Annotated in this window: 20 protein-coding genes and 3 pseudogenes; 8 read left to right on the top strand and 15 right to left on the bottom strand. The window is 68.3% G+C overall.

The features are described from left to right. Positions 1–4 precede the first annotated feature (4 nt). Complete coding sequence (gene qcrB, locus AC5WRT_RS19760; protein WP_496094092.1) at positions 5–1,645, bottom strand: cytochrome bc1 complex cytochrome b subunit; 1,641 nt, start codon at positions 1,643–1,645, stop codon at positions 5–7. A gap of 188 nt (positions 1,646–1,833) precedes the next feature. Next, a complete protein-coding gene (hpnR, locus tag AC5WRT_RS19755) occupies positions 1,834–3,351 on the bottom strand; it encodes a hopanoid C-3 methylase HpnR (protein WP_496093994.1) in 1,518 nt (505 codons plus the stop codon). A gap of 183 nt (positions 3,352–3,534) precedes the next feature. On the opposite strand from hpnR, the pseudogene AC5WRT_RS19750 reads away from it, so the two are divergent. The 3 genes and pseudogenes from AC5WRT_RS19750 to AC5WRT_RS19740 form a co-directional block, all read left to right on the top strand. Further along, a pseudogene (locus tag AC5WRT_RS19750) lies at positions 3,535–4,272 on the top strand (sigma-70 family RNA polymerase sigma factor); the annotation flags it as partial. 452 nt (positions 4,273–4,724) lie between these two features. Continuing rightward, positions 4,725–5,009: pseudogene (locus tag AC5WRT_RS19745) on the top strand (enolase C-terminal domain-like protein); the annotation flags it as partial. A gap of 28 nt (positions 5,010–5,037) precedes the next feature. Continuing rightward, positions 5,038–5,589 (top strand): hemerythrin domain-containing protein, encoded by a 552-nt coding sequence (locus AC5WRT_RS19740; RefSeq protein WP_496094099.1) that lies wholly within the window; start codon positions 5,038–5,040, stop codon positions 5,587–5,589. Between the two features lie 106 nt (positions 5,590–5,695). Here AC5WRT_RS19740 and AC5WRT_RS19735 read toward each other — a convergent pair. From AC5WRT_RS19735 to AC5WRT_RS19695, 9 genes and pseudogenes are all read right to left on the bottom strand, one after another. Next, positions 5,696–6,343, bottom strand: a pseudogene (locus AC5WRT_RS19735) (sigma-70 family RNA polymerase sigma factor); the annotation flags it as partial. 324 nt (positions 6,344–6,667) lie between these two features. Further along, complete coding sequence (locus tag AC5WRT_RS19730) at positions 6,668–8,506, bottom strand: complex I subunit 5 family protein (protein WP_496093993.1); 1,839 nt, start codon at positions 8,504–8,506, stop codon at positions 6,668–6,670. Continuing rightward, the gene (locus AC5WRT_RS19725; protein ID WP_496093992.1) at positions 8,499–8,843 is read right to left on the bottom strand and encodes a sodium:proton antiporter; all 345 of its coding nucleotides are present in this window, start codon (positions 8,841–8,843) and stop codon (positions 8,499–8,501) included. Before AC5WRT_RS19725 ends, AC5WRT_RS19730 begins: the two co-directional genes overlap by 8 nt. Further along, positions 8,840–9,595, bottom strand: coding sequence for an MnhB domain-containing protein (locus AC5WRT_RS19720; protein ID WP_496093991.1), 756 nt, complete (start codon positions 9,593–9,595; stop codon positions 8,840–8,842). The genes AC5WRT_RS19725 and AC5WRT_RS19720 overlap by 4 nt, the downstream gene beginning before the upstream one ends. Then, positions 9,592–9,843, bottom strand: a complete 252-nt coding sequence (locus AC5WRT_RS19715) for a hydrogenase subunit MbhD domain-containing protein (RefSeq protein ID WP_496093990.1) — start codon at positions 9,841–9,843, stop codon at positions 9,592–9,594. The genes AC5WRT_RS19720 and AC5WRT_RS19715 overlap by 4 nt, the downstream gene beginning before the upstream one ends. A gap of 2 nt (positions 9,844–9,845) precedes the next feature. Beyond that, complete coding sequence (locus AC5WRT_RS19710) at positions 9,846–10,211, bottom strand: cation:proton antiporter (protein WP_496093989.1); 366 nt, start codon at positions 10,209–10,211, stop codon at positions 9,846–9,848. Next, complete coding sequence (locus tag AC5WRT_RS19705) at positions 10,208–10,462, bottom strand: monovalent cation/H+ antiporter complex subunit F (protein ID WP_496093988.1); 255 nt, start codon at positions 10,460–10,462, stop codon at positions 10,208–10,210. Before AC5WRT_RS19705 ends, AC5WRT_RS19710 begins: the two co-directional genes overlap by 4 nt. Continuing rightward, on the bottom strand, positions 10,459–10,773 hold the full coding sequence (locus AC5WRT_RS19700; RefSeq protein WP_496093987.1) for a hypothetical protein: 315 nt from the start codon (positions 10,771–10,773) through the stop codon (positions 10,459–10,461). Before AC5WRT_RS19700 ends, AC5WRT_RS19705 begins: the two co-directional genes overlap by 4 nt. 346 nt (positions 10,774–11,119) lie before the next feature. Further along, positions 11,120–11,578 (bottom strand): SPW repeat protein, encoded by a 459-nt coding sequence (locus tag AC5WRT_RS19695; protein ID WP_496100454.1) that lies wholly within the window; start codon positions 11,576–11,578, stop codon positions 11,120–11,122. Between the two features lie 137 nt (positions 11,579–11,715). On the opposite strand from AC5WRT_RS19695, the gene AC5WRT_RS19690 reads away from it, so the two are divergent. Together AC5WRT_RS19690 and AC5WRT_RS19685 are read left to right on the top strand one after the other, a co-directional pair. Further along, on the top strand, positions 11,716–12,249 hold the full coding sequence (locus tag AC5WRT_RS19690; RefSeq protein WP_496093985.1) for a MarR family winged helix-turn-helix transcriptional regulator: 534 nt from the start codon (positions 11,716–11,718) through the stop codon (positions 12,247–12,249). A gap of 462 nt (positions 12,250–12,711) precedes the next feature. Further along, the gene (locus AC5WRT_RS19685; protein ID WP_496094091.1) at positions 12,712–13,182 is read left to right on the top strand and encodes an ATP-binding protein; all 471 of its coding nucleotides are present in this window, start codon (positions 12,712–12,714) and stop codon (positions 13,180–13,182) included. A 1,352-nt stretch (positions 13,183–14,534) separates the two neighbouring features. Here the strand turns inward: AC5WRT_RS19685 and gad are convergent. Further along, positions 14,535–15,911 carry a glutamate decarboxylase gene (gene gad / locus AC5WRT_RS19680; RefSeq protein WP_496093984.1) on the bottom strand — a complete coding sequence of 459 codons (1,377 nt, stop codon included), beginning with the start codon at positions 15,909–15,911 and terminating at the stop codon, positions 14,535–14,537. A 254-nt stretch (positions 15,912–16,165) separates the two neighbouring features. On the opposite strand from gad, the gene AC5WRT_RS19675 reads away from it, so the two are divergent. Then, positions 16,166–17,821 (top strand): penicillin-binding transpeptidase domain-containing protein, encoded by a 1,656-nt coding sequence (locus AC5WRT_RS19675; protein ID WP_496093983.1) that lies wholly within the window; start codon positions 16,166–16,168, stop codon positions 17,819–17,821. A gap of 346 nt (positions 17,822–18,167) precedes the next feature. Here the strand turns inward: AC5WRT_RS19675 and AC5WRT_RS19670 are convergent, their stop codons facing one another. After that, on the bottom strand, positions 18,168–18,824 hold the full coding sequence (locus AC5WRT_RS19670; protein WP_496093982.1) for a hemerythrin domain-containing protein: 657 nt from the start codon (positions 18,822–18,824) through the stop codon (positions 18,168–18,170). 1,047 nt (positions 18,825–19,871) lie between these two features. Between AC5WRT_RS19670 and AC5WRT_RS19665 the strand changes: the two genes are divergently transcribed. Both AC5WRT_RS19665 and AC5WRT_RS19660 read left to right on the top strand, forming a co-directional pair. Further along, positions 19,872–21,113 carry an FAD-dependent monooxygenase gene (locus AC5WRT_RS19665; protein ID WP_496093981.1) on the top strand — a complete coding sequence of 414 codons (1,242 nt, stop codon included), beginning with the start codon at positions 19,872–19,874 and terminating at the stop codon, positions 21,111–21,113. 43 nt (positions 21,114–21,156) lie between these two features. Then, positions 21,157–21,555, top strand: coding sequence for a nuclear transport factor 2 family protein (locus tag AC5WRT_RS19660; RefSeq protein WP_496093980.1), 399 nt, complete (start codon positions 21,157–21,159; stop codon positions 21,553–21,555). A 47-nt stretch (positions 21,556–21,602) separates the two neighbouring features. Here the strand turns inward: AC5WRT_RS19660 and AC5WRT_RS19655 are convergent, their stop codons facing one another. Beyond that, positions 21,603–23,129 (bottom strand): MFS transporter, encoded by a 1,527-nt coding sequence (locus AC5WRT_RS19655; protein ID WP_496100453.1) that lies wholly within the window; start codon positions 23,127–23,129, stop codon positions 21,603–21,605. Further along, the gene (locus tag AC5WRT_RS19650; protein WP_496093978.1) at positions 23,126–23,497 is read right to left on the bottom strand and encodes a hypothetical protein; all 372 of its coding nucleotides are present in this window, start codon (positions 23,495–23,497) and stop codon (positions 23,126–23,128) included. Before AC5WRT_RS19650 ends, AC5WRT_RS19655 begins: the two co-directional genes overlap by 4 nt. Positions 23,498–23,928 lie beyond the last annotated feature (431 nt).

The following is a 23,928-nucleotide window of genomic DNA, read 5'->3' as shown; positions in this document are numbered from 1 at the left end:
GCATCTACTCGCCCGACTCCTCCTCGGCCTTCTGCGCCTCGGCGGGATCGGCCGTCACGGCGGCGACCTGACGACGTGCCTCCTCCGTGAGCGGCATCTCGACACGTTCGGCGTAGTACCAACGACTGAGGCCTCGCCTGAGGTACCGCCCGATGGGCATGTACCAACGGCCGGGTTTCTGCAGTGGCAGGGGAGTGTCCCGGACGACCAGGGCGATGCGTTCGTCCTTCGACAGGGGTTCATGAGCCCTCGCGTACGTGCCGTCGCCAGACAGCCGTACCTCCGAGGTGGGCTCTCCCTTCACAAGGCGCGCTCGGTCCTTGGCCTGCAGGCCGAGGCACAGTCGCTTGGTGAGCACGAATCCGAGGACCGGCAGGACGAAGAGGCTGACTCGCAACGTCCAGGTGTAGACCTCGAACGGGACACTGAAGACCCTCTCCAGCACGTCCTGGCTGCCGTCCAGCAGCAGCACGCCGAAAAAGGTGATGCCGGCAACTCCCAGGCCGGTACGGGTGGGCTGGTTCCGGGGCCGGTCGCAGAGGTGGTACTCCTTGCCGCTGCCGGTGACCCACCGTTCGAAGAAGGGATACACGTACAGCATCCCGAACAGGAGCATCGGGAGCAGTACGGCGGGGATGAGGACGTCCCAGACGACGGTGTGTCCAAGGAAGTTGGTCTCCCACCTCGGCATCAGGCGCAGAGAACCCTCGAGCCAGCCCAGGTACCAGTCCGGCTGGGCGTCGATGGACGCCTGGTCGGCGCGGTAGGGGCCGAAGTCCCAGATGGGGTTGATCTGCATCAGGGCGGACATGACGGCGAGAACCCCGAACAGGATGAAGAAGAGCCCCACCGACTTCGTCGTGTACTGCGGGTAGAGCGGTTTTCCGATCACGTTCTGGTTGGTGCGCTCCGTTCCGGCCCACTGGGTGTGCTTGAGATAGATGACCAGCCCAAGGTGGACCGCGATCAGCGCGATCATCAGCCCTGGGATGAGCAGGATGTGCGCCGCGTACATCCGGGGAATGATCTCGTGGCCCGGGTACTGGCCGCCGAAGATGAAGAACTGCAGGTAGGTGCCCACGATCGGAATGGAGAGCACGATGCCTTCCGCGGTACGCAGTCCCGTGCCGGAGAGCAGGTCGTCGGGGAGGGAGTAGCCGCAGAAGCCTTCCAGGATGGCCATCCAGAAGAGGGTCACGCCGATCGTCCAGTTGACCTCGCGCGGCCTGCGGAACGCCCCGGTGAAGAAGATCCGCAGCATGTGCACGCCGATCGAGGCGACGAAGATCAGTGCCGCCCAGTGGTGCATCTGCCGCATCAGGAGTCCGCCGCGGACGTCGAAGCTGATGTGCAAGGCGGAGGTGTAAGCCCCGGAGGCCATTTGCCCCAGCAGAGGTTCGTAGGAACCGTTGTAGGGGCGCTCTTTCATGCTGGGGTGGAAGAAGAACGTGAGGAACGTTCCGGTGAGCACCAGTACCACGAAGCTGTAGAGCGCGATCTCGCCGAGGAGGAAGGACCAGTGGTCGGGAAAGGCCTTGCGCAGGAATTTCTTCCCCGCCTCGGACAGGGGCACACGCCGGTCCACTGCGGTCACGAGCCGCTCGCCCCGGGTGGGCTGCGGTTCCGGGTGCAGTAGCTTCCGCAGGAGTGACAAGAAGAGTTCACCTCCGGTGGCCTGCGAGCGGGCCGGACCCGCCGAGAAAAGGCCGGGACGAGCGGCTCCCGGCCGCGGACGAGGGTCCCCTGGCCCGGCGGCCTTGAAACCGCCCCTGTGGTGCGTCACAGGCGGGCCGCCTGCCGCAGACAGGCCCGGTCCGGTCGCTCACCTGCCGATCACTGCTCAGTGCTGGTATCCGTCGCAGGACCGGGGGAGGAGCTTGAGCGAGTTGCCCGCTTGGAGTGCACGTAGAGCTGACGCCGGTCGCCGACGTCCAGTCGACGCGGCAGGGGGAGTTCGTAGTGCACGGGCCGGTTGTGGTCGGCCAGCTGCCGCTTCGGGTTGTAGACCTGATTGAACTTCCACAGCATGCGGGCGAAGTTCGTCTGCCCGTGCAGGAGGTTGCGTCCGAGGACCTGCGCGGCGCCCAGGGCGGTGCGCCAGCCCAGGTGCTTGCGATTGATCACGGCCTGGGTGCGGACCAGTTCCCAGTAGAACTCGTCCAGGGGCAGTGTGGTCGGTACGACGGCGTGCTGAATGTCGAACAGGCGGTAGTCCCGCGTCGTCAGCCGGCGCGACTCGGTATGCCAGATTTCGGTGCCCGGATAGGGGGTCATCACCGTGAGGTGCACGATCTCCGGCACGGAGAGGGCGAACTCGCGGACGACGCGGAAGCGCTCGGCGTCCCAGGCCGGATCCACGATCAGGTTGATGGCGACGTTGATCCCCAGCTTGCGGGCCGTCTCCAGTGCGCGGAAGTTCTCGTCGGGGCTGACCCGCTTGCGGAACAGGTCCAGCCCCTCGGCGTCGATCGCTTCCATACCGAGGAACATGTACTGCAGGCCCAGGCGCGTCCAGCGTTCGAAGACGTCGGTATTGCGCAGCAGCACGTCGCTTCGGGTCTCAAGGTAGTACTGCTTGCGGACGCGCCGTCGTTCCACCTCGGCGGCGATGGCGTCCCCGTGCTCCGGGCGGATGAAGGCGACGTCATCGACGATGAAGACGTTCGGCTCCCTGATGCTCGCCAACTCTTCGGCGGCGGCCTCGGGGGACGCCTTGCGGTAGCTGCGGCCGTAGAAGGTCCACGCGGAGCAAAAGGAGCAGTCCCAGGGGCAGCCGCGGGTGAACTCGATGGATGCGCACGGGTCCAGCTCGCCGATGAAGTAGCGGTTGCGGTGGCTCATCAGGTCCCGCGCCGGACGGGGGCTGTCGATCGAGTGCAGCATGCTCGGGGTCGGCCCGCGCCCGCTCGTGGTGACGACGCCGGGTGCGCAGTCCACACCACCGTCACGTACGGCTTCCAGAAGCGGTGCGATGGCCGTCTCACCCTCGCCGCGCACCACCGCGTCCACCGCTCCCTCCGCCTGCTCAAGGACGTCCTCGGCGACGAAGGAGACGCTGTGGCCGCCGAAGAAGACGAAACAGCTCGGAACCATCCTTTTGATGGCACGCGCCAGATCGATGGCCTCCGGGATGTTCGCCAGGTAGTTGAGCGAGAACCCCACCGCCTCGGGCCGAAAGGAGGCGACAGTCCTGCGAAGGTCACCGTGCTTGCGCACCTGGAGGTCCACGGCCCGCACGTCGTGCCCCGCGTCGCGGGCGGCGGCGGCCACGCGTTCCAGGCCGAGCGGTTCCAGCTTCAGGAAGATCTCCGAGTACATCAGGGCACTGGGGTGTACGAGCAGCAGACGCATGGGTCACCTCGGGCGCGGTGGGGAGCCCCTGAGTCACCTGGCCTTGGAGACGCGAAACAACGGTCCGCCACTCGGGCGAGCAGCAACAGAAAATTCACGGCCGACCGGGTGAAGTTTGCATAGGCCAAAGGAGCGGGGAAACCCAGCCGATGCCCAGGAAGCCAGTCCAACGCAGAGGCTCACATGACTCTCCTCACCATCCTTCGTCCTGCGGTCGAGACCGAGGCGGGCGGCGCACTCACGTCCGAGCAGATCGATGAGCTCGTGGGCCGTGTCAGCCGGCAGGCGTCGGGTCCTGCGCGGCGGGCCGTCCGTGAGGAGGCCGTCCGCGCTCTGATTCCCTTGGCACGCCGGATCGCGGCCAAGTACCGCAACGTCTGGGCCGAGGACCCGGACGACCTCTTCCAGGTGGCGTGTGTGGGCCTGGTCAAGGCCGTCGACGGCTACGATCCGGCCCAGGGCCACGCCTTCCTGTCCTACGCTGTGCCGACGATCACCGGGGAGGTGAAGCGCCACCTCAGGGACCGAGTGGGCCTCGTGCGATTGCCGCGTACAGTGCAGGAGGCCAGGCAGCACGTCCGGCGGGTAAGCCACGATCTCGAACAGGCCTCCGGTGGGCGTCCTCCTGCCGTCGCGGAGATCGCCGAGGCCTGCGGTCTCTCCGAGGGCGTGGTGGTGGAGGCCATCCGCTCGCAAGGAGCGCTACAGCCCCGGTCACTTGACGCACCTCTGGACGGCGCGGAGGGGGCGCTGCCCGCGTACGCCGAGATGATGGGCGATCGTGACCCCGGCATCGAAGCCGTCGCCGAACGAGCAGACATCATCCGGGCCCTGCTCGAGTTCCCCGAGCGGGAACGCCGCATCTTGCTGCTGCGCTTCTTCCACGACCAGACCCAGCAGCAGATCGCGGCCACCGTGGGTGTCTCACAGATGCATGTGTCCCGGCTGCTCACTCGATGCCTGGCACGCCTGCGGGAGGTGCTCGGGCACTTGGCACCTCAAACTCCGGCGCAGCGACAACCGGGTCCCGAAGCCATTGAGACCCCCCACCTCGGCACAGCACCGGACGACCCTGCCGCGTCTCTTGCCGGGAACAGCACCATGGCCGTGCCTGGGTCTCCTGCGCAGGGAGAGGAGCCCGGCCGACAAGGCAGCGGTGCCGAACGGGAGGCCGTCCAGCGCCTGGGCCGTCGGCCGGGCGGCCGAGGCGCACCCCCCTGTCCCTTCCGACGGCGCCCGGCCGACCCGAGGCCACGAAGTCCTCGCACCTGCCGAAGGGACGGCAATCGACCGACCCACGCCTCTGTGTGGCGGTTACGAAGGAGCCGCTCCTGGTGCGGTCCGCACCTCAAGTGCTTCGGCATGGACCCGACATCACCGGTGTGCTGGAGGTGTCCGGCCTGGCGGCGGCCCATCACCTGGACCTGTCCGCCCACTGCGCGCCTTCGGTCTCGGCGCACGCGTTCTGCGCCGTGCGCCGACTGCGGCACCTGGAGTACTTCCACGACCACGTGCGGCTCGAGCGTCTGCTGTTCGACGGCACGCTGTCATCCGACGGCGGTGCCCTGCGCCCGGACACCTCGCGGCCCGGCCTCGGCCTGGAGGTCAAGTGGCCGGACGCCGAGCGCTACCGCGTGTACGGGACAGGAACCACATGACGAGGCTCGTGAAGGAGAGTTGAGACCGATGGCGAAGCCGCCCCGCCGGACGACGGGCGGGGTCCCGGTCAGGACACGCCCCGAGATCCCCGGGAGGCCACGAGCTGCCAAAGCTGCTCCCGCACGACGACTCGGCCTGGCTGACGAAAAACGCTACGCTTTCCAGTCCGCGCATGAACTCGCCGAGGAACTGGTGGTGTGGCCCACGGTCCGCAAACGTTGTGCGGACGGTGAGGAACTCGTCGGCCCGGTCCTCGCCCAAGAGAGCGAACCGAAGTGGGCTTTCAACGAGTTGGAGCACATCTCGCCGGGCAGTCAGAAGTTCACCCGGTGCAGCAACACAGTCGCCGGTCTCAACCGCACGCACCTGAGCTACGAGCAGCACCAGATCTGGCCCCGCCTGCCGGACCGGCTCACGGCACGTGACGTCGCACAGATGGTTCGGCAGTGGGAAAGCGCCTGGAGGATGACGCCGACGCGACCCCACTCGCATCTGCCCACGCACCCGGCGGTACTGCGCGCGGCGGGCATGGCCGCGGCGATGGTGGACCGGGCACGAGACGCTTTGATCCGGCGGTGATGTGGCGTAGCCGGTCGCACACGGCCTCCACCGGTTCCGCTGTGAGAATGTGTCGAAGCCGCCGACATGTCCGGGCCATGGCACGAGACACCTGGACTTGGGACAGCCCGACGGCTTCGGCGATCTCGTGCTGGGTGTAATCCTGGTAGAAGCGCAGGTACAGAATGCGACGCTCGAGTTCGGTGAGCTGTCGGACGGCGGCTACAAGGGCCACCACGTCCACCACGTGGTCGATGTTCCGGTCCGCGAAGCCGGCCTGGCCGGGCGCGGGGAGGTCCTCAGGAATGCCGTCCGAGGCGTCAAGGGAGACAAGGCGGCATTCCTGTACGGCACGCAGAGTCTCCGCGATCAGTACGACGTCCAGGCCGGTGTGCGCCGCGACCTGTTCCACGACGGGCGGCACGCCTCCGTATCGCTGCTCCAACTCTTCGATGGCCTGGAATACCGGACCGCGTGCCTGCTGCAGGGACCTAGGGAGCCTGATCGTCGGAACCCGGTCCCGCAAGTGCCGTTTCATCTCGCCGACGATGGTCGGCAGTGCGTAGGAGAGGAAGGCGTGCCCTCGCGACGGGACGAATCCGTCAACCGCCTTCATGAGGCCGAGTGAGGCGACTTGGACCAGGTCGTCGAAGTCCTCCCCGTGTCCTCGGAAGCGGCGCGCCAAGCGCCGCGCCAGCGGCAGCAGGGCTCGGATCACCCCCTCGCGGAGAGCTTGGCGGCGTGGGCCCGCAGGGCAGTCGGCAAGGTCGCGCATCATGGCGTCGATCCACTCCGAGGAATGATCGCCGGTCGGGACGTGGTCCGGGCGCGCCGGGCGGGCGCCAGGTTGCCTCTGCATGGGCTCTACCGAGTCCTTTGCGGGTGCGCCGACGGGCGATACGACGTGGATCGATCTTGTGAAGGACTGGAACGGCTTTCGGCTGATCCGCTTTCACGATCTCGTTCTAGGTGACCGATTGCGCCGCTGGCGAAACCACCGTCACCCGGCTGGCTGAGGCGGGATGGCGTATGGCACCTCCGTGCGGCTGTTGCACTCGTGCAGCCGCTCTGATGTCCCCAACCTCTCAGGGCAATACACCTAGCGCAGGGTCATGGACCACCCTGTGCCGAGCGCCGCCAGTCCCATCGTGAACCAGAGCGCGTAGTCGCCAACAGTGCCGTCATGCAGGCTCTTCAGCACGCCCACCGGGACGAGCAGGATGCGGCGGAGTCCTCCCGCGAAGCGCTGCCACCACAGGGACGCGGCCGCCAACGCCATCGCTCCCGCGCACGAGACGACGGCCCCGAGCCAGGCTTTGTCACCTGGTCCGGTATGTGCCGGTGCCGGGGAAGCCGGCGGCAGGCGTCCGCCGAGGACGAGGGCGGCGGTGCGGCGTGAATCGGTGAACGAGTGGGCCACGTGGGTGAACCAGGCGGCGACCCCGGGCACCAGGGACAAGGCGTACCCGGCGGCGGCCAGCGCGGCGGGCGGTGCCAGCATGAGGATGCGGTGCATGAGACTGTTCCAGTCCTCATTGGGCTGGGACCCGGGCTCGCCTTCGTCGGGTTCGGTCGGCTCGTGAGTCAGGGCCGGGTCCTGCACCGGGCCCCAACCCAGGAAGATGCGGACGGTCGCCCGCAGGAATACCGCACCCGTTCCCATAGCCCCGCACATGAGGACCACGGTCAACCAGCCCTCACCGGCTGAGCCCGCCACGAGTGCCGTACCCAGAAAAGGGCCGAACGGGGGCAGCAGGGCGAGGCCCAGTCCGCAGCAGGCCAAGAGCAGTCCCGGCACCACGCCGCGGCGTACTCGCCCGCGCCCGTGCAGCAGCAACTCGTCGCTGGCACCGAGCCATCGGATGGCTCCGGCGATCAAGAGGAAAAGGGCCGCCTTCAGCGCACCGTCCGCGGTGAGCAGGACCGTCGCACCGGCCAAACCTTCCGGCGTGAGCAGCGCGATGCCGGCGAGCATCGTGCCCCCGGCCGCCACCGTGGCGAACGCCAGCTGCCTTTTGAGATCGGCCTGCAGGAGGGCCATGGCGGCGCCGATCAGGACGGACGCCACGGCCATGCCGAGCAGAGCGACGCGCACCGCCTGCTGATGAGGTGCCAGCGCTTCCGAGAATCCGTCCCAGTAGATTCGGGCGAGTACATGGAAGGGCAGATCGCTCATGACGCCCGCGAAGAGGGCGCCCACCGGCGCGGGGGCGACGGTGTAGGCGTCCGCCAGCCAGAAGTGGAACGGAACCGTGCCCGCCTTCACCAGCAGGCCGGCGGTGATCAGTGTGAAGCCGACGATCGTCGGCCCGCCGGGCGGCCGCCCGCGCAGCACCTCGGCGATCTGAGCGAGGTTCAGGGCACCTGTGCGGCCGTAGATCAGGGCGATCCCGAGCAGCATGGTGAGCGTGCCGATCGTGTTCAGCACCGCGAAGTTCACGGCGCCCTGCACCACGCCCGGTTTCTCGACCCGGTAGCCGCACAGGGCGTAGGCGGACACGCTCATCAGCTCCAGCCAGACGAAGATATTGAACAGGTCGGCCGAGAGCGAGAAGCCGACCATGCCGGCGAGCAGCGTGAGGACGAGCGCGTGGTAGAGGTGCCCGACCTCCTCGAAATACCGCCATGAGAACACCAGGCTGGCCACGGTGACGAACCCCGCCAGGGCGGCCAGCGTGGCGCTGGACGGCTCGACGACGAACGCGATGCCGATCGCGACGCCCCGGACGGGGTGCCAGCCGCCGAACCAGTAGATGAGCGGTTCGTTCTGCGTGGTGACGAGCAGGACGACGGCCATCACCGTGACGGCGACGGCCGCAAGGATGGCGACCACGTCGGGGCCGCGTCGGGGAACCCAGCGGGCCGTGGCTGCCAGAAGCGCGGCCGTGACCAGCGGCACGGCCACGGTGAGAGGGGCCAGCACGTCCGGGTCAGCCATGGATGCTCGTGAGTTCGTCGGGGTCGAGCGTGCCGCTGTCCCGGTGGCTCTGCTGGGCGAGGGCCAGCATCAGCGCGAGCACGACGACGCTCACCACAACGTCGGTGAGCGTGAGTGCCTGGACGATCGGGTCGGCCATCGGCTTGCCGGGCTGGGCGCCCTGCGCGATGGGCGGCCGGCCGTTGCGTACGAAGCCCAAGGCCACCAGCGTCAGGTAGGTCGCGGACTGCATCACGGTCAGACTCACCGCCGCGTGGATGTAGTTGCGGCTGCTGACGACTCCGTACAGGCCGGCCATGAAAAGCACGCCTGCGACGACGTACGGATAGACGGTCACTCGGCCTCCCGGGTGGAGTGGGGCGGCAGGACGGTGGCGATGTACTCCTCCAGGAACTCGTGAAAGATCAGTACGCCCGCGGCCGCGACCTCGAGCGCCGTGGACCAGTTGAGCAGGGCGATGGTGCCTCCGGAGGCGACGCTTCCCGGGGTTCCCGCAGGGAGGAAGCCGGCCAGGAAGGCCTGTCCGGCCACCAGAGCCGCCAGCCCGACGGCGATGTACGCCGCGGCGCCCGAGCCCTCGGCCGCGTCGACCAGAGTCGTCGGGCTCAGGTCGCGGTGGCTGCGGTAGCTCCCTGCGATCCAGACGAGCAGGGCGGCATAGGCACAGATCATGCCACCCTGGAAACCGCCGCCGGGTGTGACATAGCCGTAAGCGACGGTCCACAGCCCGAGCAGCAGGACGACCGGTACGACAAGCACGCCCGACTGCCGTACGGGCGCACTCTCCATCCGGTCCTCGGGCCGCTCGTCGGGCTCGTCCCGGGTACTGCGCAGGAGCAGCGCGGTGCCCATCACACTGCTGAAGAGGATGAGTTCCTCGCCGAGCGTGTCGAAGCCCCGGTAGTCGAAGACGACGGCCGAGGGGATGTTGGTGACGTGACGCTGTCGTACGGCGTGGTTCAGGATGTATGCGGCGTAGGGTCGCGGGGCGGATCCGAACGCGGGCAGTCCGGTGAGGCCCCGGAGCAGGAATCCGGTCACCAACACAGCAAGGGCGGCGAAGAGCACCAGTCGCAGCTGCCGGTTCATCTGCGATCCTCTCCGCGCCGACCCTGACGACGGGTGCGCTGGATCGTGGTCAGAAGCAGCATCGAGTAGGCGACGGTGGAGACGACGGCGACGGAGATCGCGACGTCGGGGGCCTGGAGCACGACGAACAGCACCACCAGGGCAAGGCCGTACAGGCCGTTCACCACCGTCTGACGCAAAGGATCACGACAGGCCACCACGGCCACACCCAGGATGGCAACGAGCGTCAGCACGACGGCTTGCAGCACAGTCACTCTGTCGCCTCCGGCGCCCCGCCGTCCGATCCGTCCGTGCTTTCGCGACCGCCCGGTGCGGGCGGCCCCGTGTCACCCAGGACCCGTCGGTGTGCCGCCCGGCCGGTCGCATGGGTGAGCACGGGGTTGAGCAGCATGAGGAGAGCGATCGCTGTGAGTGCCTGGACGGTGCCCGATGGCGAGGAGAAGCCGGTGATCGCGACGGACACGCCGATCAGGAGGGGGCCGACCGTCGTCCCCGCGGCGGCGAAGTGGAGCCGGTCGAAGACGTCCCGCATCCACCACGCCCCCAGGCAGCAGGCCAGTTGCGCGACAACACCGGAGGCCAGGGTCACGTCCGCCAGGACGTGGGCGGCGCTCACGGGTTGCGGTCCAGGAAGCGGGCGAAGAGAAGTCCGCCGACCCAGCTCAGCGGAGCGGTGATGAGCGCGACGCCGGTGGCCGCGGAGCTCTGTGTGCCGACGGCCACGCAGACCAGCGCGAGTGTGATCACGGCTCCTGCGAGCTCCAGGGCCACGAGCCCGTCGATCGCCCGCTCCCGCATGGCGACCACCAGCAGCGGCAGCAGACCGACGAGGAGCGCGCTCCCAGCGATCAGGTACTCCTCTTTCACAGCGGCTCCTCAGACGCCTGGAGAGGGCTCAGGTCATGCAGCAGAGCCCGACCGTCGCGCGGGTCGATGTCGACCACGTACGCGTTCGGGGAGTAGGTCGCGATGACGGCGAGGAGCGCCGCTGTTCCTGCCCTGTCGGCCGCCCCGAGAGCGGCGAGGTCCACCTGCTTCCGCACGAACCGGCCGACCGGCCCGCGCCGCCCCCCTGCGATGCCTGCGGCCAGCACCCGCATGACGAGCCCGAAGTCGAACACGGTCTGCCAGGCCGCACGGGGAAGAGCGGTCGCTGCTCGCCACCGCGGACGTCTCATAACCAGTCCGCGAGACACCACCATGTGTGAGGCAGCCGTGGCGACACCAGCCGCGACCGCACCCCAGAGAACTGTTGCCCAGTCGACTTGCCCGCTGAAGGCGAACCACAGCGCATACAAAAGACACCACGCACCCAGGCCCGCGCCTGTCCGTCGTGCGACGGTTGATCGGCGGAGGGCCGGACGCTTCACCGTGCTTCCGAGGACGCCGTCATGTGCCGGTGGGTACCCGAGGGAACACCTTCATACGCGGTCGGTCACCCGTATGGTCGTGGACACGAGGGTCGACACAAGACAGTGGCCGGCACGTGACGGGGGGCACGTGCCGGCCGATCCGCTGCGGATGTCAGGTTCGGCTGCGAGAGGCCATCGCCGTGGTCATCAACCCCAGGATCACCGCAACGGCGCCCGTGATCGTGTTGCTGACGATTGTCCCGGTCGTGGCCGACGCGTGCTGCACGGCCCAAGGACTGATGATCGTCCACGCGCCGATACCGGCCGCGACCCAGCCCATACCGAACGTCCGCTCGTAGACCGAGCCGAAGCCCAGCGCAAGGACCGCCAGGGCGATTCCGGTGACCAGATTGCTGACCGCCAGGGGGTTGCCGTTGAAACCGACCACCCACGGAGAGATAGCCAGATACAGGCCAGTGAGCAGGGTCAGTCCCTCGGCCGCCTGCAGCTGAGGTCGTGCAGACACCTCCGCGTAGTGGGCCCGCATCGCCATGAGATCCGGGTGTTCTTCGATGCGAGTGTGCGTGGCCACGAAGGCCACCTCCTTTCTCGTCGAGTTCGGACGTTTCATCCCCTTCTGTGTATCCGTGCAGGCGCGTGCGATTCACTGGCACAGTGCAAATCTTCTGATTCTTTTCCGACGGTCCCAGAGCGCTGCCCTGACCCTCTGTGGTCGGGAGAGGGAGCCTGGCGCGGTAGAAAGGACGTATGGCGGAGATGGAAACCCCGGTCGGGGACGTGGATGACGTGGACGCGGTCACGCGAGCGGTGCTGACCGCTTCCCGATTGCTGGTGGCTGTCTCCGCTCGCTCGCTCGCCGAGGTCGAAGAGCGGGTCACCCTGCCGCAGTTCCGGATGCTGGTCGTGCTGGCGAGCCGTGGAGCCACGAAGCTGGTCGACCTGGCGGAGCTGCTGCATGTGGCACCGTCGACGGCCATGCGCATGGTGGACCGGTTGATCGCGGCCGGTCTCGCCGAGCGACAGCACAATCCCGCCAATCGTCGGGAGACCATGCTGAAGCTCACGGAGGAGGGGCGGCGAACGGTCGAGACGGCCACCGCCCGCCGTCGGGCCGAGATCGCGGCGATCGTCCAACGCCTGAGGCCGACGCAGCGATTGGCACTCGTCGAAGCGCTCCATGCTTTCAATGAGGCCGGCGGAGAGCCCCCCGCGTCAGCCGGAGGTGGAGAGCAGCACCCGCTCGGCTGGGCGCTGGAGCTGCCAGGAGGACGAGAGGCCTGACCAGGAGTGTGCCGCAGGGCGTGTGATGTACCTCATCTTCCCTCGGGCCGCTTTCTTGCACAGGCCAAACGATGGGGGTGCAACCTTCCGGTCGACCCGTGTCGGGCGTCGGCTCGCTTCTGGAAGGCACCGGTCGCAGGGCTCGGCCATGTTCACGCTCGCGCGACCATCTCGGTAAGGACGGGTGGCTACGGACGAATCGTCACCCGATCTTGCGTAGTGCAACATGCTCCTCGGCTGTGCCAGGGCGGTTGCTCTGGTGTCTCGGTCGCCCGTGTCGGTCATTGCCTGGGCGCAAGCCGCCCCCGGGCCCTACGCTTGCATTGTGCAAAGCGTTGTCTGTAACTGTCACCCGTGCTGCAAGAGCGGCACCGGCGTGCAGAGGGGCGTCGCGCGGGGAGAGGAAGCTCGATGGCTGCCGCCGTCGGCTCCGCCGTGGCGGGCAGGAAGCGGGCGGATCGGATGGACGGGGAAAGCGGAAGAGACGATCAGTCGGCCGGCATGCTGGTCAAAGTCTCCGCTGTCTACGAGGGGAACATGCGTGACATCGCGCGAGCGCGTGAACTGGCTCGGTCGTTCCTCCAGCGGGTGACGTCCGTCCATGGCCTTCCGGTTTCGGACCGAGCGATGGGCATGGTGCAACTGGTCGTGAGCGAGCTAGTGACGAACGCCTTCAAGTACGCCCCCGGGCCATGCCTGCTGGAACTGGAGCTGGGGGAGGGACAGATACGGATCACCGTTTGGGACAGTGAGCAGGTGTTGCCGGTGACCAGGACTCCCGAGCTGGGCCGGGTCGGTCAGCACGGCCTGGAGATTGTCATGGCGGTGAGCCGGAGGTTCGAAGTGCACCGTGAGCCGATCGGGAAGCGCACGGTGGCTACGGTGACCCTCACGGACAGCCCCGGAGAAGCGCCCGCCGGTCATCAGCCGTGACGGTCCCAGAGGTCGGGAAGGCCAGACGCCCGGCTCAGGAGGTTGTGCCGCGGGCCTGTAGACGCACCAGGGCGGCCACGCCACTCGTTCATGCAAGGGGTCGAAGTGATCTACAGCCTGTGCCGAACGGGTGCATCATCGGGCATGCGCCGGCGGAGCCACCTTCGTGGAGACGGGTCCGAGCGGAGCAACGGTCGGAGCGGACCGAGCCAGCCCGTCTGGGATGACATCACCGGACCGCTGTGCGGCACCGTGACCCGGTCCCTTCTGACGACGGGGCGTGCCAGCCGGCAGGCCGGGGAGAGCAGTCAAACGCACGATGTACGACGTCGGCGCCTGGTCTGGCGGTTCATGCCGACCGCTGACCTGGCCCTTGCTGCTGCGTCACGCCGCCGGTCCGCTCCGCGATGATGCCGCCACCTGGTTGGTGACGTCCAAAGATTTTGCTTGATGCAAAAGAACGGGGAACATAGGCCCCGCTGCCGGGATCCGGCAACCGATGCCGCCGCCGCCGCCGTCCGGTCCGGGGAGGGCGGAAGAACCATGCGGATGGCAGCATGGCGGTCCTTGAGGACAAGAAAGGCTGTAGGAGAGTGGTCTCTGTACGTCGAAGGCTCCAGGCCTCATCGCCGGCCGAGCCCCATCTCGCCTCCTATGTGCGTACCGCGGTGTGGGGGCCCGCCGAATTCGTCGGCCTTCCGCCTCGCTGGTTGGTGGGGGAGGGGCTCCTCGTCGGCGTCCTCGGTGCCGCGGCGATCGCCGGTGTTGCCTTCTTCGGAGCCTGGACGGGCAGACCCTTGCTGGCCGACGGTGAGGCGGGCCTGGTGTGCGTGGCAGCTCTGGGCGTCTACCTCACCTGCGTGGGGGCCGGACGCGCCCTGGTCGGCATCACTGCGGTGCTGGCAGCGAGTCTTGCGGTCCAGATCCCACAGACTGCCGCCGGGATGGTGTTGGCGGAACGGGGCCGGGTCGAGTCCGTGGTGGTGTCGTCGGTTCAGGCGGGCCGCGCTGTCGACGGTGGGCGTGGCCGGTACTTCTGCGCGGTGACCGATGCCCATGGCGTCCCGCTCAAGATTCGCATCTGGCGTGGATGCGAGCGGACGACCCAGCCCGGTGACGCTCTTTCCGTCGTCTACGACCCCAGGGGAACAGTGCCCCCGCGAGGCGCGCAGGGAGTGCCTGGGTCACTGCGTGACGTGGCCTCTTGGGCCGCGGCTCTCGTCGGGGTGAGTGTGGTGGCCGTCGTTCGCTCGTTCCGCATGTCCGGCTACGCAGAGCCTTCAGTCCCTCACGGTGCAGGGGGAGGTGACCGCAGTTGTACCAGCCCGTTGTGACGGGTCGGCGCGGTGAAGTCAGAAGGCGGCCAGGGCCTCTGAAGCCGGCGACGGCATGGATCGGCTGGTGTGGAGCTGCCTGGTGACCTCGGTCAGGTCGGCGATGAACATGCCAGCGAGCTCGGTCGTGAATCCGGTGCGTACCACCAGGCGCAGAACGGAGACATCGTCGCAAGGAGCGGGAAAAGTGTAGGCGGGCAGGTGCCAGCCTCGTGCCCGCATGGCCAGTGCCACGTCGAAGACCGTGAACCCTGCTGTTCCGGGCGTCAGGCGGAAAGCAAGAGCGGGGAGGTCGGAACCATCGGTGATCAACTCGTATGGCGGAATGCTCCGGATCCGCGCCGCGAGCGCGCGGGCCGTCGTACGGCTCTGGGCCGCAAGCTCCCTCATCCCCTCGAAGCCGTACCGCAGGAAGCTGTAGTACTGCGCGACGACGTGCGCCCCCGGGCGGGAGAAGTTGAGGGTGTAGCTCGGGGAACGGCCGCCGAGGTAGTCGACCTCGAAGACCAGGTCGTCAGGGAGGGCCTGGGCGTCACGCCACAGAGCCCAGCCCAGGCCGGGGAAGACGTGTCCATATTTGTGACCTGAGGTGTTGATGGAGGCGACGCGTTCCAGCTGGAAGTCCCACATGAGGTCAGGTTCGAGGAAGGGGGCGACCAGGGCGCCCGATGCGCCGTCGACATGCACGGGGATGTCGGTACCCGTGGCGACCTGAAATCCGTCCAGAGCCAGGCAGATGTCCGCGACGGGTTCGTAGGAGCCGTCGAATGTAGACCCGAGGACGGCCACAACGCCGATGGTGTTGTCGTCGCAGTAGGAGGTGAGCGCGTCGGGAGTGAGGTGGTAGCGGCCCGGTTTCAAGGGAACGTAGCGCGGTTCCACCTCGAAGTAGTTGGCGAACTTCTTCCAGCAGACCTGGACGTTGGCACCCATGACGAGATTCGGGCGTCCGGCGTCCTTGCCCTGCGAGCTCTGGCGGTCCTGCCATCGGCGCTTGAGCGCCAGACCACCGAGCATGGCCGCCTCGCTGGAGCCGGTGGTGGAGCAGCCGCGTACCTGCCCCGGGTGCGGCGCGTGCCAGAGTCGGGCGAGCATCCGCACACAGCGCTCTTCCATCGCGGCGATCTGTGGGTACTCGGCGCGGTCGGCAAGGTTCTTCTCCGCGGTGTCCGCCATCAGCTGCCGAGCCTGCGGCTCCATCCACGAGGTCACGAAGGTGGCGAGGTTGAGCCGGGCGTTCCCGTCGAGCATCAACTCGTCGTGTACGCGGCGGTAGACCAGGTCGGGGGAGGACACCGAGTCGGGCAGCTCGTCGATCGGGAGAAGGAGGTCGTCGGCGGGCGGACGGCCGATTCCGGAGGCAACGGCCACGGTGTCGGGGCCTGTTGAGGGCATGACGTCGGTATGTGGCGTGGGCATGAGTGTCTCGATGCCTTTCTGGTCCGTGCGGCCCGTGTGCATCTTCGACGCTAAGTCTCATCGCAGCCCCGCATCTGCGGCGATTACACCGATCCAGCGACCGATTTGCGCACTGATGAACCGGATTTTCCCTTGTGCATACTGCTCGCAGCCTCTGCGTCGCTGACAGTGCGATAACAATCTTTCTGCTGGCTAATAATTAGTCAGTGCAAAGCCCTAGGGTTCATCGCATGAACACGGGTGTAAAGGTCGGCATGGTCAGCACTTGTGCGGCGCTGCTCGTCGCCGGGGGGATCGGCGCCTACAGCATCGTCCATGCCCAGACGTCCAGCGCGGCGCAAGGCGAAGGGACGGCAGGAAGTGGTTTCGACCCGTCAGCGGTGTCGACGTCACCACCGTCGGACGCTAAGGCGGTGAAGCAAACCCAAGCGTTCCTGGACGACTGGTCCGACCAGCGCCTACACACTGCGGCCGGGCGAACGGACGCCCCGGACGCGGCCTCCCGTGCGATGCGGGGATACCGGCAGGGCCTACATCTGAAGAGGCTCACTTTCAGTCATGTGCAGGCGATGGGGTCGTCTGCCGTCACGTCGGGTGCCGCCAAAGTCACCTTCGACGTCACGGCAGAGGTGGCCGGCGGGACTTGGAGATATGCGAGTGCGGTGGCAGTGTTGCAGAGCCGGAACGGCCAGGTGGCGGTGCACTGGAACAACTCGGTTCTCTATCCCGGCCTCGGCGAGCACCAGTCGCTGAGCGCCGGCAAGCTTCCGGTCGACGCCGACGCGGCCAAAGTGGTCGCGAACGACGGCAAGACGGAGCTGTCCCTCTTCCCCTCCCTGCGGGACATCGCAGCCGCCATCCGCCGGAACGCAAAGGCCGCTGGTGGGAGCGGCGGTACGGGCGTCGCGGTTGTCGGCTCCGGTGGCGCTGAGGGCAGGACTCTGCATGTCTTCACCAAGGGCCGGGCCCCGGTCATCAAGACGACGATCGACGCTTCCCTTCAGGCCGTGGCCGAGCAGGCCGTCAAGGACCGCCACCTTCAGGAGAAGCCGGCCGGAGCGGTGGCACTTGACTGGAGGACCGGTCACATCCTCGCCGTGGCGCACACGGGGGCGGACGGAGACATCGCCATCGACGGTATCAAGTCGCCGGGATCCACCATGAAGATCATCACTTCGGCAGCACTGTTCGACCAGGCCGGTCTCACCGCGAACAGCGTCGCCCCCTGTACCGACTCAGTCGTGGCCAACAGTCAGGTGTTCCACAACGACCCCGGTGTGCGGGCGAATCCCGACGCCACGCTCGCCCAAGCCTTCACCGTGTCGTGCAACACCTCCTTCATCAAGGAAGGATTCCGCCACCTCGTCCACGACGGGAACGCCTCCGCCCTGCACGACGAGGCCGCGAACGTCTTCGGCATGGGCAGCTGGTCCATCGGCGGCGGGGTCGCCACCACCGACCCGAGCATCCCGCCCGACGTGCACGGCGGCGATCAGGCAGCCCAGTTCATAGGACAGGGCAAGGTCACCGCCACGCCCTTGTTCATGGCGTCCGTGGCGGCAACGGTGCGCAACGTCGGCTTCAAGCAGCCGATCATCCTTCCAGACCAACATCAGGTGACCGCACCCCGGCAGATCGCCAGACGGACAGCCGGATACCTCCAGACGATGATGCGTGACGTGGCCACCAGCGGCACCGCGGCACCACGCCTCGGCGGACTGACAGGTGTCGGCGCCAAGACCGGTACCGCCGAGGAAGGGGACCACACGAACGGGTGGCTGACCGCGTACAACTCCCGTATCGCCACGGCAGCGCTCGTCGAGGGCGGCCGGTCCGGTGTGGACTCCGCGGGGTACGTCGTCCGGCGGCTGCTGACCCAACACTGACAGCCCGCTACTGTTGACCCCCCGACCGGACTGAGCGACTGGGGGCGGGGCCGCGGACGGGGACCATTGCCGGCAACAGGCGCACGATGCGAGCTGGCCCCCTGATCGCCGGGCATGGCGCCGCCCCTACGAGCGGCCGCGGCGCTTGGCGGCCCACCCGGCTCAGCTATGAAACGAAGACCGACTGATCAGACCCTGACCGCCCACGTGGCAGCCCAGTTCACTCTGCTTCCCGTGAGGGCGGTCGCATCGGCTGGAGAGGAGATCGTGCCGTTCACCACGGGACGCGGCTGCGGGTTCTGCCCGACCTGGTAGGCCGTACGAATAGCGGCGGAGCGTCTGATTGTCAGGACGCGAGGCGATGGCGCACGGCGTCCAGTGCTCGGTCGACGGGACCGAGGACCGGTGCCGCGAGCTTGTTCGTGGCCTCGTTGTTGACCCAGCGGTGCGGCCGGGTTGGCGCGTAGGCTTCGGTGAGCTTGACCTCGGCGCCCAGCATACGCAGCCGTGCGCCGCTGACGGCCTTTCGCAGTGCGGCGAACTCCTCGCGTTCCTCCCGTGCAGCGTGCTCGGAAACCGCACGCCGGACCTCGTTCAGACGTCGCAGATATCCGGGCCCTCCCGGCCCGGTGCGCCAGAGCGCGATCAGAAGTTCTTTGGCCTGCTTCTCCTCGTCTCGACGGCGGGCTGCCAGTTCCCGGCCGTGTTGGAGGGCGCGGCGCGCGGCGGGATGGACGTGCGCCTCCTCAGCGGCCTCGTGTACGGCGAGCAGACGCATCAGGCGGTCGAAGTTTTGGCGGCGCCACGGGCCGGGCAGCGCGGCCCGGAGGAAGCCGAGCTTGATCTGGCGGTGCTGGCGGGTGAGCACGTCGACGACGTTTTCGCCGCCCACAGCCCGCATCATCCGCATTGACCAGGTAGAAGCGGTCGTCGCGGCCTCGGCCGTGGTTTTACCGGCGAGTAGTGACCTGCTCGCCGTCGTGAGCTTGGTCAGGGTTCCCATGGTCCGTCCCTCCTCTCACTCGCATCTCGGTGACCGCGAGTACCCCTGCATCGCCACGCCTACTCGCGCACGGGCCGCCGCCCGACGATGCGGCCCTTCTCCTTGCCCGCGTCGTAGGCCGGTCCCGGGCCGGATTGGACTTTCCCGGCAATCCGGCCGTCGTCCCGCAAGTCCGCACACGCCGCCGAGCAACTGACGGGGTGGGGTGTACCCGACCTGCCGTTCACGACGAGGCTCATCGCCGGCGATCTGGTCACCAATGCCGATCCGCCATGCGACCGGACTGGTCTGTCCTTCCCTGATCCGGGACTGCAGCCACATCTGCGACGTCTCCGACACAAGCCGTACGTCACCGGCGTCTGCGGCATGTCCAGACCACTGACGAGGGAAGGCGGTGCTGCTGATCGTCGCCCGGCGCCCACCAGGGGGCACCTGCTGCAGGACCATCGGCGAGATCATTGGACAGAGCGAGCAGTACCGGCCGACATGGCCGCCTCGCCAATGGCCGGCGCCACCGATGCAGGTCTGTGCTGCTCGGTCGCACAGCTGTCCCCGGAAGCGACGGGTGGCCTAGCTGCACTCGTCGAACCCCCTTCCGTACTTTTGCAGTATGCAAAAATACTCGAGGGGACGCGCGTGTTCTCCGCTTGCTGGAACAGGGAAGCTCGATGGACGGGATCCGGTCACGGCGTCTCCCGCTCGTGCGATGCGTGCCCCACCCCAGCTGTACCAGGGGTGCGAGTGCGGCGGCGGGGTGGTGCCTTCAGCGGCCCGCCTGCACGGATGGTCCGGCGGCAGCCGTCCTTGCATTGCAGGGATCTTCCCGAACGTCCTCGGGCAAGGCTCCGATCCGGGTCTCTTCGCCGACGGGGCTTCCCTGTACGCCGCCGTCCACGCTACGTCAGGCGTCCGCAGGCGCGGCGTTGGCGGTCGTCAAAGCCGCCCGGGCCGTTGGGCCGCAGGCCTTCTTGACGTGTAGCTTTGCATAGCGCAAAAAGGAGAGGGTGCCGGCCATACCGGCCGAGCGAGGGAAGGTGGTGCGCGCCGATGAGGGTCGTCGTCTGCGGAGCCGGGATCGCTGGCCTCGCCCTGGCCGGCCGCCTGCACAACATGCTCGGCTGGGAGGTGATGATCCTGGAGCGGGCGGCACAGCCCCGCACCGAAGGGCACGTGATCGACTTTTTCGGGCCCGGATACGACGCAGCCGAGGCCATGGGCATGCTGCCGTGGCTCGAAGAGCTCAGTCAGCCGGTCACCGGTGCTGCCCTGGTGGACGACCAAGGGCGGTGCCGTGCCGAGCTGAGGTATGACCGCTTCGCCCGTTCCGTGAACGGGCGCGTGCTGACCGTCATGCGGCCGGACCTCGAACTCGTGTTGCGGGAGCGACTGTCGCTGGCGGTCGCTCTGCGCTTCGGGGTGGGCCCCGCCCACATCGAACCCACGGCGGACGGTGTCCGCATCACTCTCACCAACGGCGAGAGCATCGACGCAGACCTCCTCGTCGGTGCGGACGGCATCCACTCGACCGTGCGCGCGCTCGTCTTCGGTGAGGAGGCGCGGTACGTCCACCACCTCGGCCACCACACCGCGGCCTTCACCTTCGACGACCCCGAGACGCACGCGGAAATCGGGGACCGGTACTGCGTCGCCGAGACTCCGGGACGGCGTATGACCCTGCTCGCACTGGGCGACGGCAGGGTCGCCGTGTCTGCCGTGCACCGCGCCCCCGGCGCGGTTCCTCCCGGGGACGCGCGGGCGGCACTGCGTCGTGAGTACGGCGCGTCGGGCTGGCTCGTACCCCGGGTCCTGGCCAACTGCCCGGCCACCGAGCGGATGTACTACGACCAAGTTGCCCAGGTGGACCTGCCGTGTTGGAGCCGCGGACGCGTCGTACTGGTCGGCGACGCCTGTCAGGCGGTGTCCCGGTTCGGTGGGCAGGGGGCTTCCCTGGCCGTCGGTGGCGCCTATGTCCTGGCCGACCGGCTTGCCCGCACCCCCCACGTCGAGGACGCGCTGCACGGCTATGAACGGCTGTGGCGTCCGGTCATCACGCACACGCAGCGTGCCGCTCGGCGTGCCGCCCGCTGGTCCGTACCCGAATCACCACTCGTGCTGCGGATGCGCCGCACCGTCGTGCGGTTTGCCGGTCTGCCCGGCGCCCATCGGTTCGCCTGCATCCCGCTCACAGGGAGGCAGGGGCCGCCCTTGAGCCGTCTCGCCTCGATTCCGTCGTGGGTGACCGAAGCCCGCGGCGTCGCTCTCGGCGGCGCCGGCCGACGGAGGTCATGAAACGTCTCGGGCGTCTCCCACCCCGCAGCTCAGAAAGGTCTTCATGCCGTCCACCACAAGCCCCAGCGCCATCACCGCTCACCTCCGCGATGCCGTCGAATCCGCCGATTGGCAGCCCTTGACCGAGTTCTTCCACCCCGACGTGTCATGGCGGCCTGGCGAAGGGGGCGACGAAGGCTGCCACGGACGCGGCCACGTCCTCGATCGCTGCACGCGTCTGCACGCCGACGGCGAGTGCGTGACGGTCGATGAGAGCTTCGCCTACCCGGCGGCCGTGGTCCTCGGCCTGCGCAACCTGAGCACCGGGCCGACAACTGGTCCGCAGACCACCGTGTACCAGGTCTATGACATCGCCAGCGGCTTGATCACCCGCATCACCGGATACTCCAACCGCTCCGAGGCCCTCGAAGCTGCCTGTGCCCGCACCACCGCTGGACCCTGAGGAAGGCCAACCGCGCTGAACGCCAGCTGCGCGCACCCCCTGAGGCGTCAGCCCCCCTGAGCGGGGGGAGCGTGCAGGGACTGCGCGATCCGGCTGGTGGATTCCTGAGCGGTGGCCAGATCACGGGGGTAGCTGCGCATCGCCACCAGCCCGAGCAGCCCGGCGCCGACCAGTGCGACGAGGAAGAACAGCAGCGTGTGCTCCAGGCCTGCGCCGCTGTCGCCGCCGTGTCCGGCGAAGACGGTGGTGGAGAAGTAGCCGAACAGGGTCGGGGCGACGGCTTCGCACAGGGTCCGCAGCATGGTCCGTACGCCTTCGCCCGTCCCCCAGAGGAACGGGGGCAGGATGTCGAGCCGAGCGGCGTCCAGGGGTGGGTTCGCCGCCCCGATCAACAGCGTGCCGGCGATCAGCAGGGGCAGGGCCACCCCGAGGAAGGTGACGTAGAGGGCCGGCGCGAGGACGAAGGGGACGGTCAGCATGCAGACGGTCGGCACCAGGGCTCGGGCATTCACCCTGCCTCCGCGTAGCAGCCGGTCGGCGACGCGCCCGCCGGTCAGAACCCCGGCCAGCGCTCCGATGCCCACGACGAGGACGAGGGACGTGGCCACGGAGGTGCTGAGGCCGAAGTGGTGGGTGGTGTAGAGGGTGGCGAACGAGCGCAGCCCGGTGAAGTAGAAGTAGCCGAGCGAGGACGCCAGGATCAGGACCAGGTTGGTGCGCACGCGCAGGACGTAGCGGATCGACCACCACTTGGACGCTGTGCGTGGGTCCGAGACCAGGACGAGGGCTTCGTGCGGTTCGACCTGTGCGCGCCGCACGGCATCGGCGGCCATGTCGTCGTCCCGGCGGCGGGACCCGGTCGGACCTGCACTCTCCCGGGAACGCTCCGGGGAATTGGCCTCGAGCGCACCGTGCTCGTCCGGAAGGTGCTCCCGGCCGTGCTCCGGACGGGACTGCCCGCCGCGCTCGGGTTCCGGAAGACGGTGCAGGAACCAGACGACAGCGCCGGCCGGGATCACCAGCCACCAGAAGGCGAACCGCCAGGTGAGGTAGGAACCGATGGAACCCGACAGGGCGAAGCCCAGGCCGGTTCCGGCCAGTTCGCCGGCCAGGACGAGCCCGCACATCCGGGCCCGGTCCCTGACGGGGAAGGAGTCGCCCATCAGCGAGGCGATCGTGGGCCCGGAAGTGGCGCTGACGGCTCCCAGCGCCGCACGGGAGGACAACAGCCACGCATACGAGGTGCTCATGCCCGCAAGGAGCATCGCCATGGCCCACAGGCCTACGCTGACGGCGAGCAGCCGGGTGCGGCATGCGCGGTCGGTGATCAGTCCGACAGGGATGGTGAACACCGCACTGGACAGCCCGACCACGGAGACGAGCAGCCCGATTTCGGTGTTGTCGATGTCGAAGGTGTGCTTCAGTTGTGCAGCCATGGCCGACACGGTGCCCTTGTCCGCGCCGTCCACCGCCAAGGTGGCGGCCAGGGTGAGGACCACTCTGGCCCGGGCAGGGCCGCCGAGAGTCCGGAGCCCTCGCCTGATGAGTGCCCGGGCGGGCGCCGGCGCCTTCATCCGCCCCTCGCCTGCGGTGCTTCTCTCTCGTCCTGCCGGGCCGGGCCGGGGTTCTCGCCCTGGTCGACGTCGCCGCTCAGCAGCGGCGAACGGGACAGCACCATCACCGCGGCCGCCGCGGCGGCCGGCACAGCCAGGGCGACGAATGGGCCGCCCCGTACACGCTCGTGGAACACCAGCGTTCCCCAGAGCATGGCGACCACCGGATCGGCCGTGGTCAGGCCGGGTTGGGTGGCCGGCGGGGGGCCTGCGTGCATCGCCGACTGCAGCAGGAACATCGCGCACCCGCCGACGGCGATCGTGTTCCACGGCTGCCGGCTGGTGAACAGGGCGGCCAGGCCGTGGGAGAAGACGTCTAGGACGGCCATGAGCGATACCGGCCCGCTTGCGGACCGGGACGGCGGGAGGGGGACCAGGAACGCCACTCTCACTGGGTGGCCGATTTGTCGCGCGTCACACCGGAACCCCGCCGAATACCGGTGGCGAGCGCTGGTTCGTCGCGCCTCGACACCGCACACCCCACGAACTCGCTGTGTCCGCGCACGTCCACCGCGATGACACGGGCATGCGCGCCGAGGGCGGCAAGGGTGCGACGGAGGGAGCGGACCGAGCGGCCGGCCCGTGGCCGAGGACGAGCGGACGCGCGTCTCCCGGTCCGTGTGGAGCGGTCCCACCCCCACCCGGTCGTGACGCCTCCCATGATCCTCGTCACCCACGGTGAGGCGGCATGCACACGGTGGGGCGGCATGCGCGTCGCTCGCCGAGCCCACGAGCGGCAGCCAGTGCGCAGGACTCATCC

The organism is Streptomyces sp. NTD91 (assembly GCF_059510455.1).
The sequence above is the reverse complement of the archived record's forward strand: the minus strand, read 5'-3'. Positions and strand labels throughout refer to the sequence as shown.

Bases quoted from the DNA above. Each gene is read 5' to 3' on its own strand.
- AC5WRT_RS19660 (WP_496093980.1), top strand. From the start codon at position 21,157: ATGCCGTCCACCACAAGCCCCAGCGCCATCACCGCTCACCTCCGCGAT.
- AC5WRT_RS19720 (WP_496093991.1), bottom strand. From the start codon at position 9,595: ATGAACCGGCAGCTGCGACTGGTGCTCTTCGCCGCCCTTGCTGTGTTG.
- AC5WRT_RS19730 (WP_496093993.1), bottom strand. From the start codon at position 8,506: ATGGCTGACCCGGACGTGCTGGCCCCTCTCACCGTGGCCGTGCCGCTG.
- AC5WRT_RS19665 (WP_496093981.1), top strand. From the start codon at position 19,872: ATGAGGGTCGTCGTCTGCGGAGCCGGGATCGCTGGCCTCGCCCTGGCC.
- AC5WRT_RS19655 (WP_496100453.1), bottom strand. From the start codon at position 23,129: ATGAAGGCGCCGGCGCCCGCCCGGGCACTCATCAGGCGAGGGCTCCGG.
- AC5WRT_RS19695 (WP_496100454.1), bottom strand. From the start codon at position 11,578: ATGAAACGTCCGAACTCGACGAGAAAGGAGGTGGCCTTCGTGGCCACG.
- AC5WRT_RS19700 (WP_496093987.1), bottom strand. From the start codon at position 10,773: ATGAGACGTCCGCGGTGGCGAGCAGCGACCGCTCTTCCCCGTGCGGCC.
- AC5WRT_RS19740 (WP_496094099.1), top strand. From the start codon at position 5,038: ATGGCGAAGCCGCCCCGCCGGACGACGGGCGGGGTCCCGGTCAGGACA.
- AC5WRT_RS19690 (WP_496093985.1), top strand. From the start codon at position 11,716: ATGGCGGAGATGGAAACCCCGGTCGGGGACGTGGATGACGTGGACGCG.
- hpnR (WP_496093994.1), bottom strand. From the start codon at position 3,351: ATGCGTCTGCTGCTCGTACACCCCAGTGCCCTGATGTACTCGGAGATC.
- AC5WRT_RS19650 (WP_496093978.1), bottom strand. From the start codon at position 23,497: ATGGCCGTCCTAGACGTCTTCTCCCACGGCCTGGCCGCCCTGTTCACC.
- gad (WP_496093984.1), bottom strand. From the start codon at position 15,911: ATGCCCTCAACAGGCCCCGACACCGTGGCCGTTGCCTCCGGAATCGGC.
- AC5WRT_RS19675 (WP_496093983.1), top strand. From the start codon at position 16,166: ATGAACACGGGTGTAAAGGTCGGCATGGTCAGCACTTGTGCGGCGCTG.
- AC5WRT_RS19670 (WP_496093982.1), bottom strand. From the start codon at position 18,824: ATGGGAACCCTGACCAAGCTCACGACGGCGAGCAGGTCACTACTCGCC.
- AC5WRT_RS19685 (WP_496094091.1), top strand. From the start codon at position 12,712: ATGGACGGGGAAAGCGGAAGAGACGATCAGTCGGCCGGCATGCTGGTC.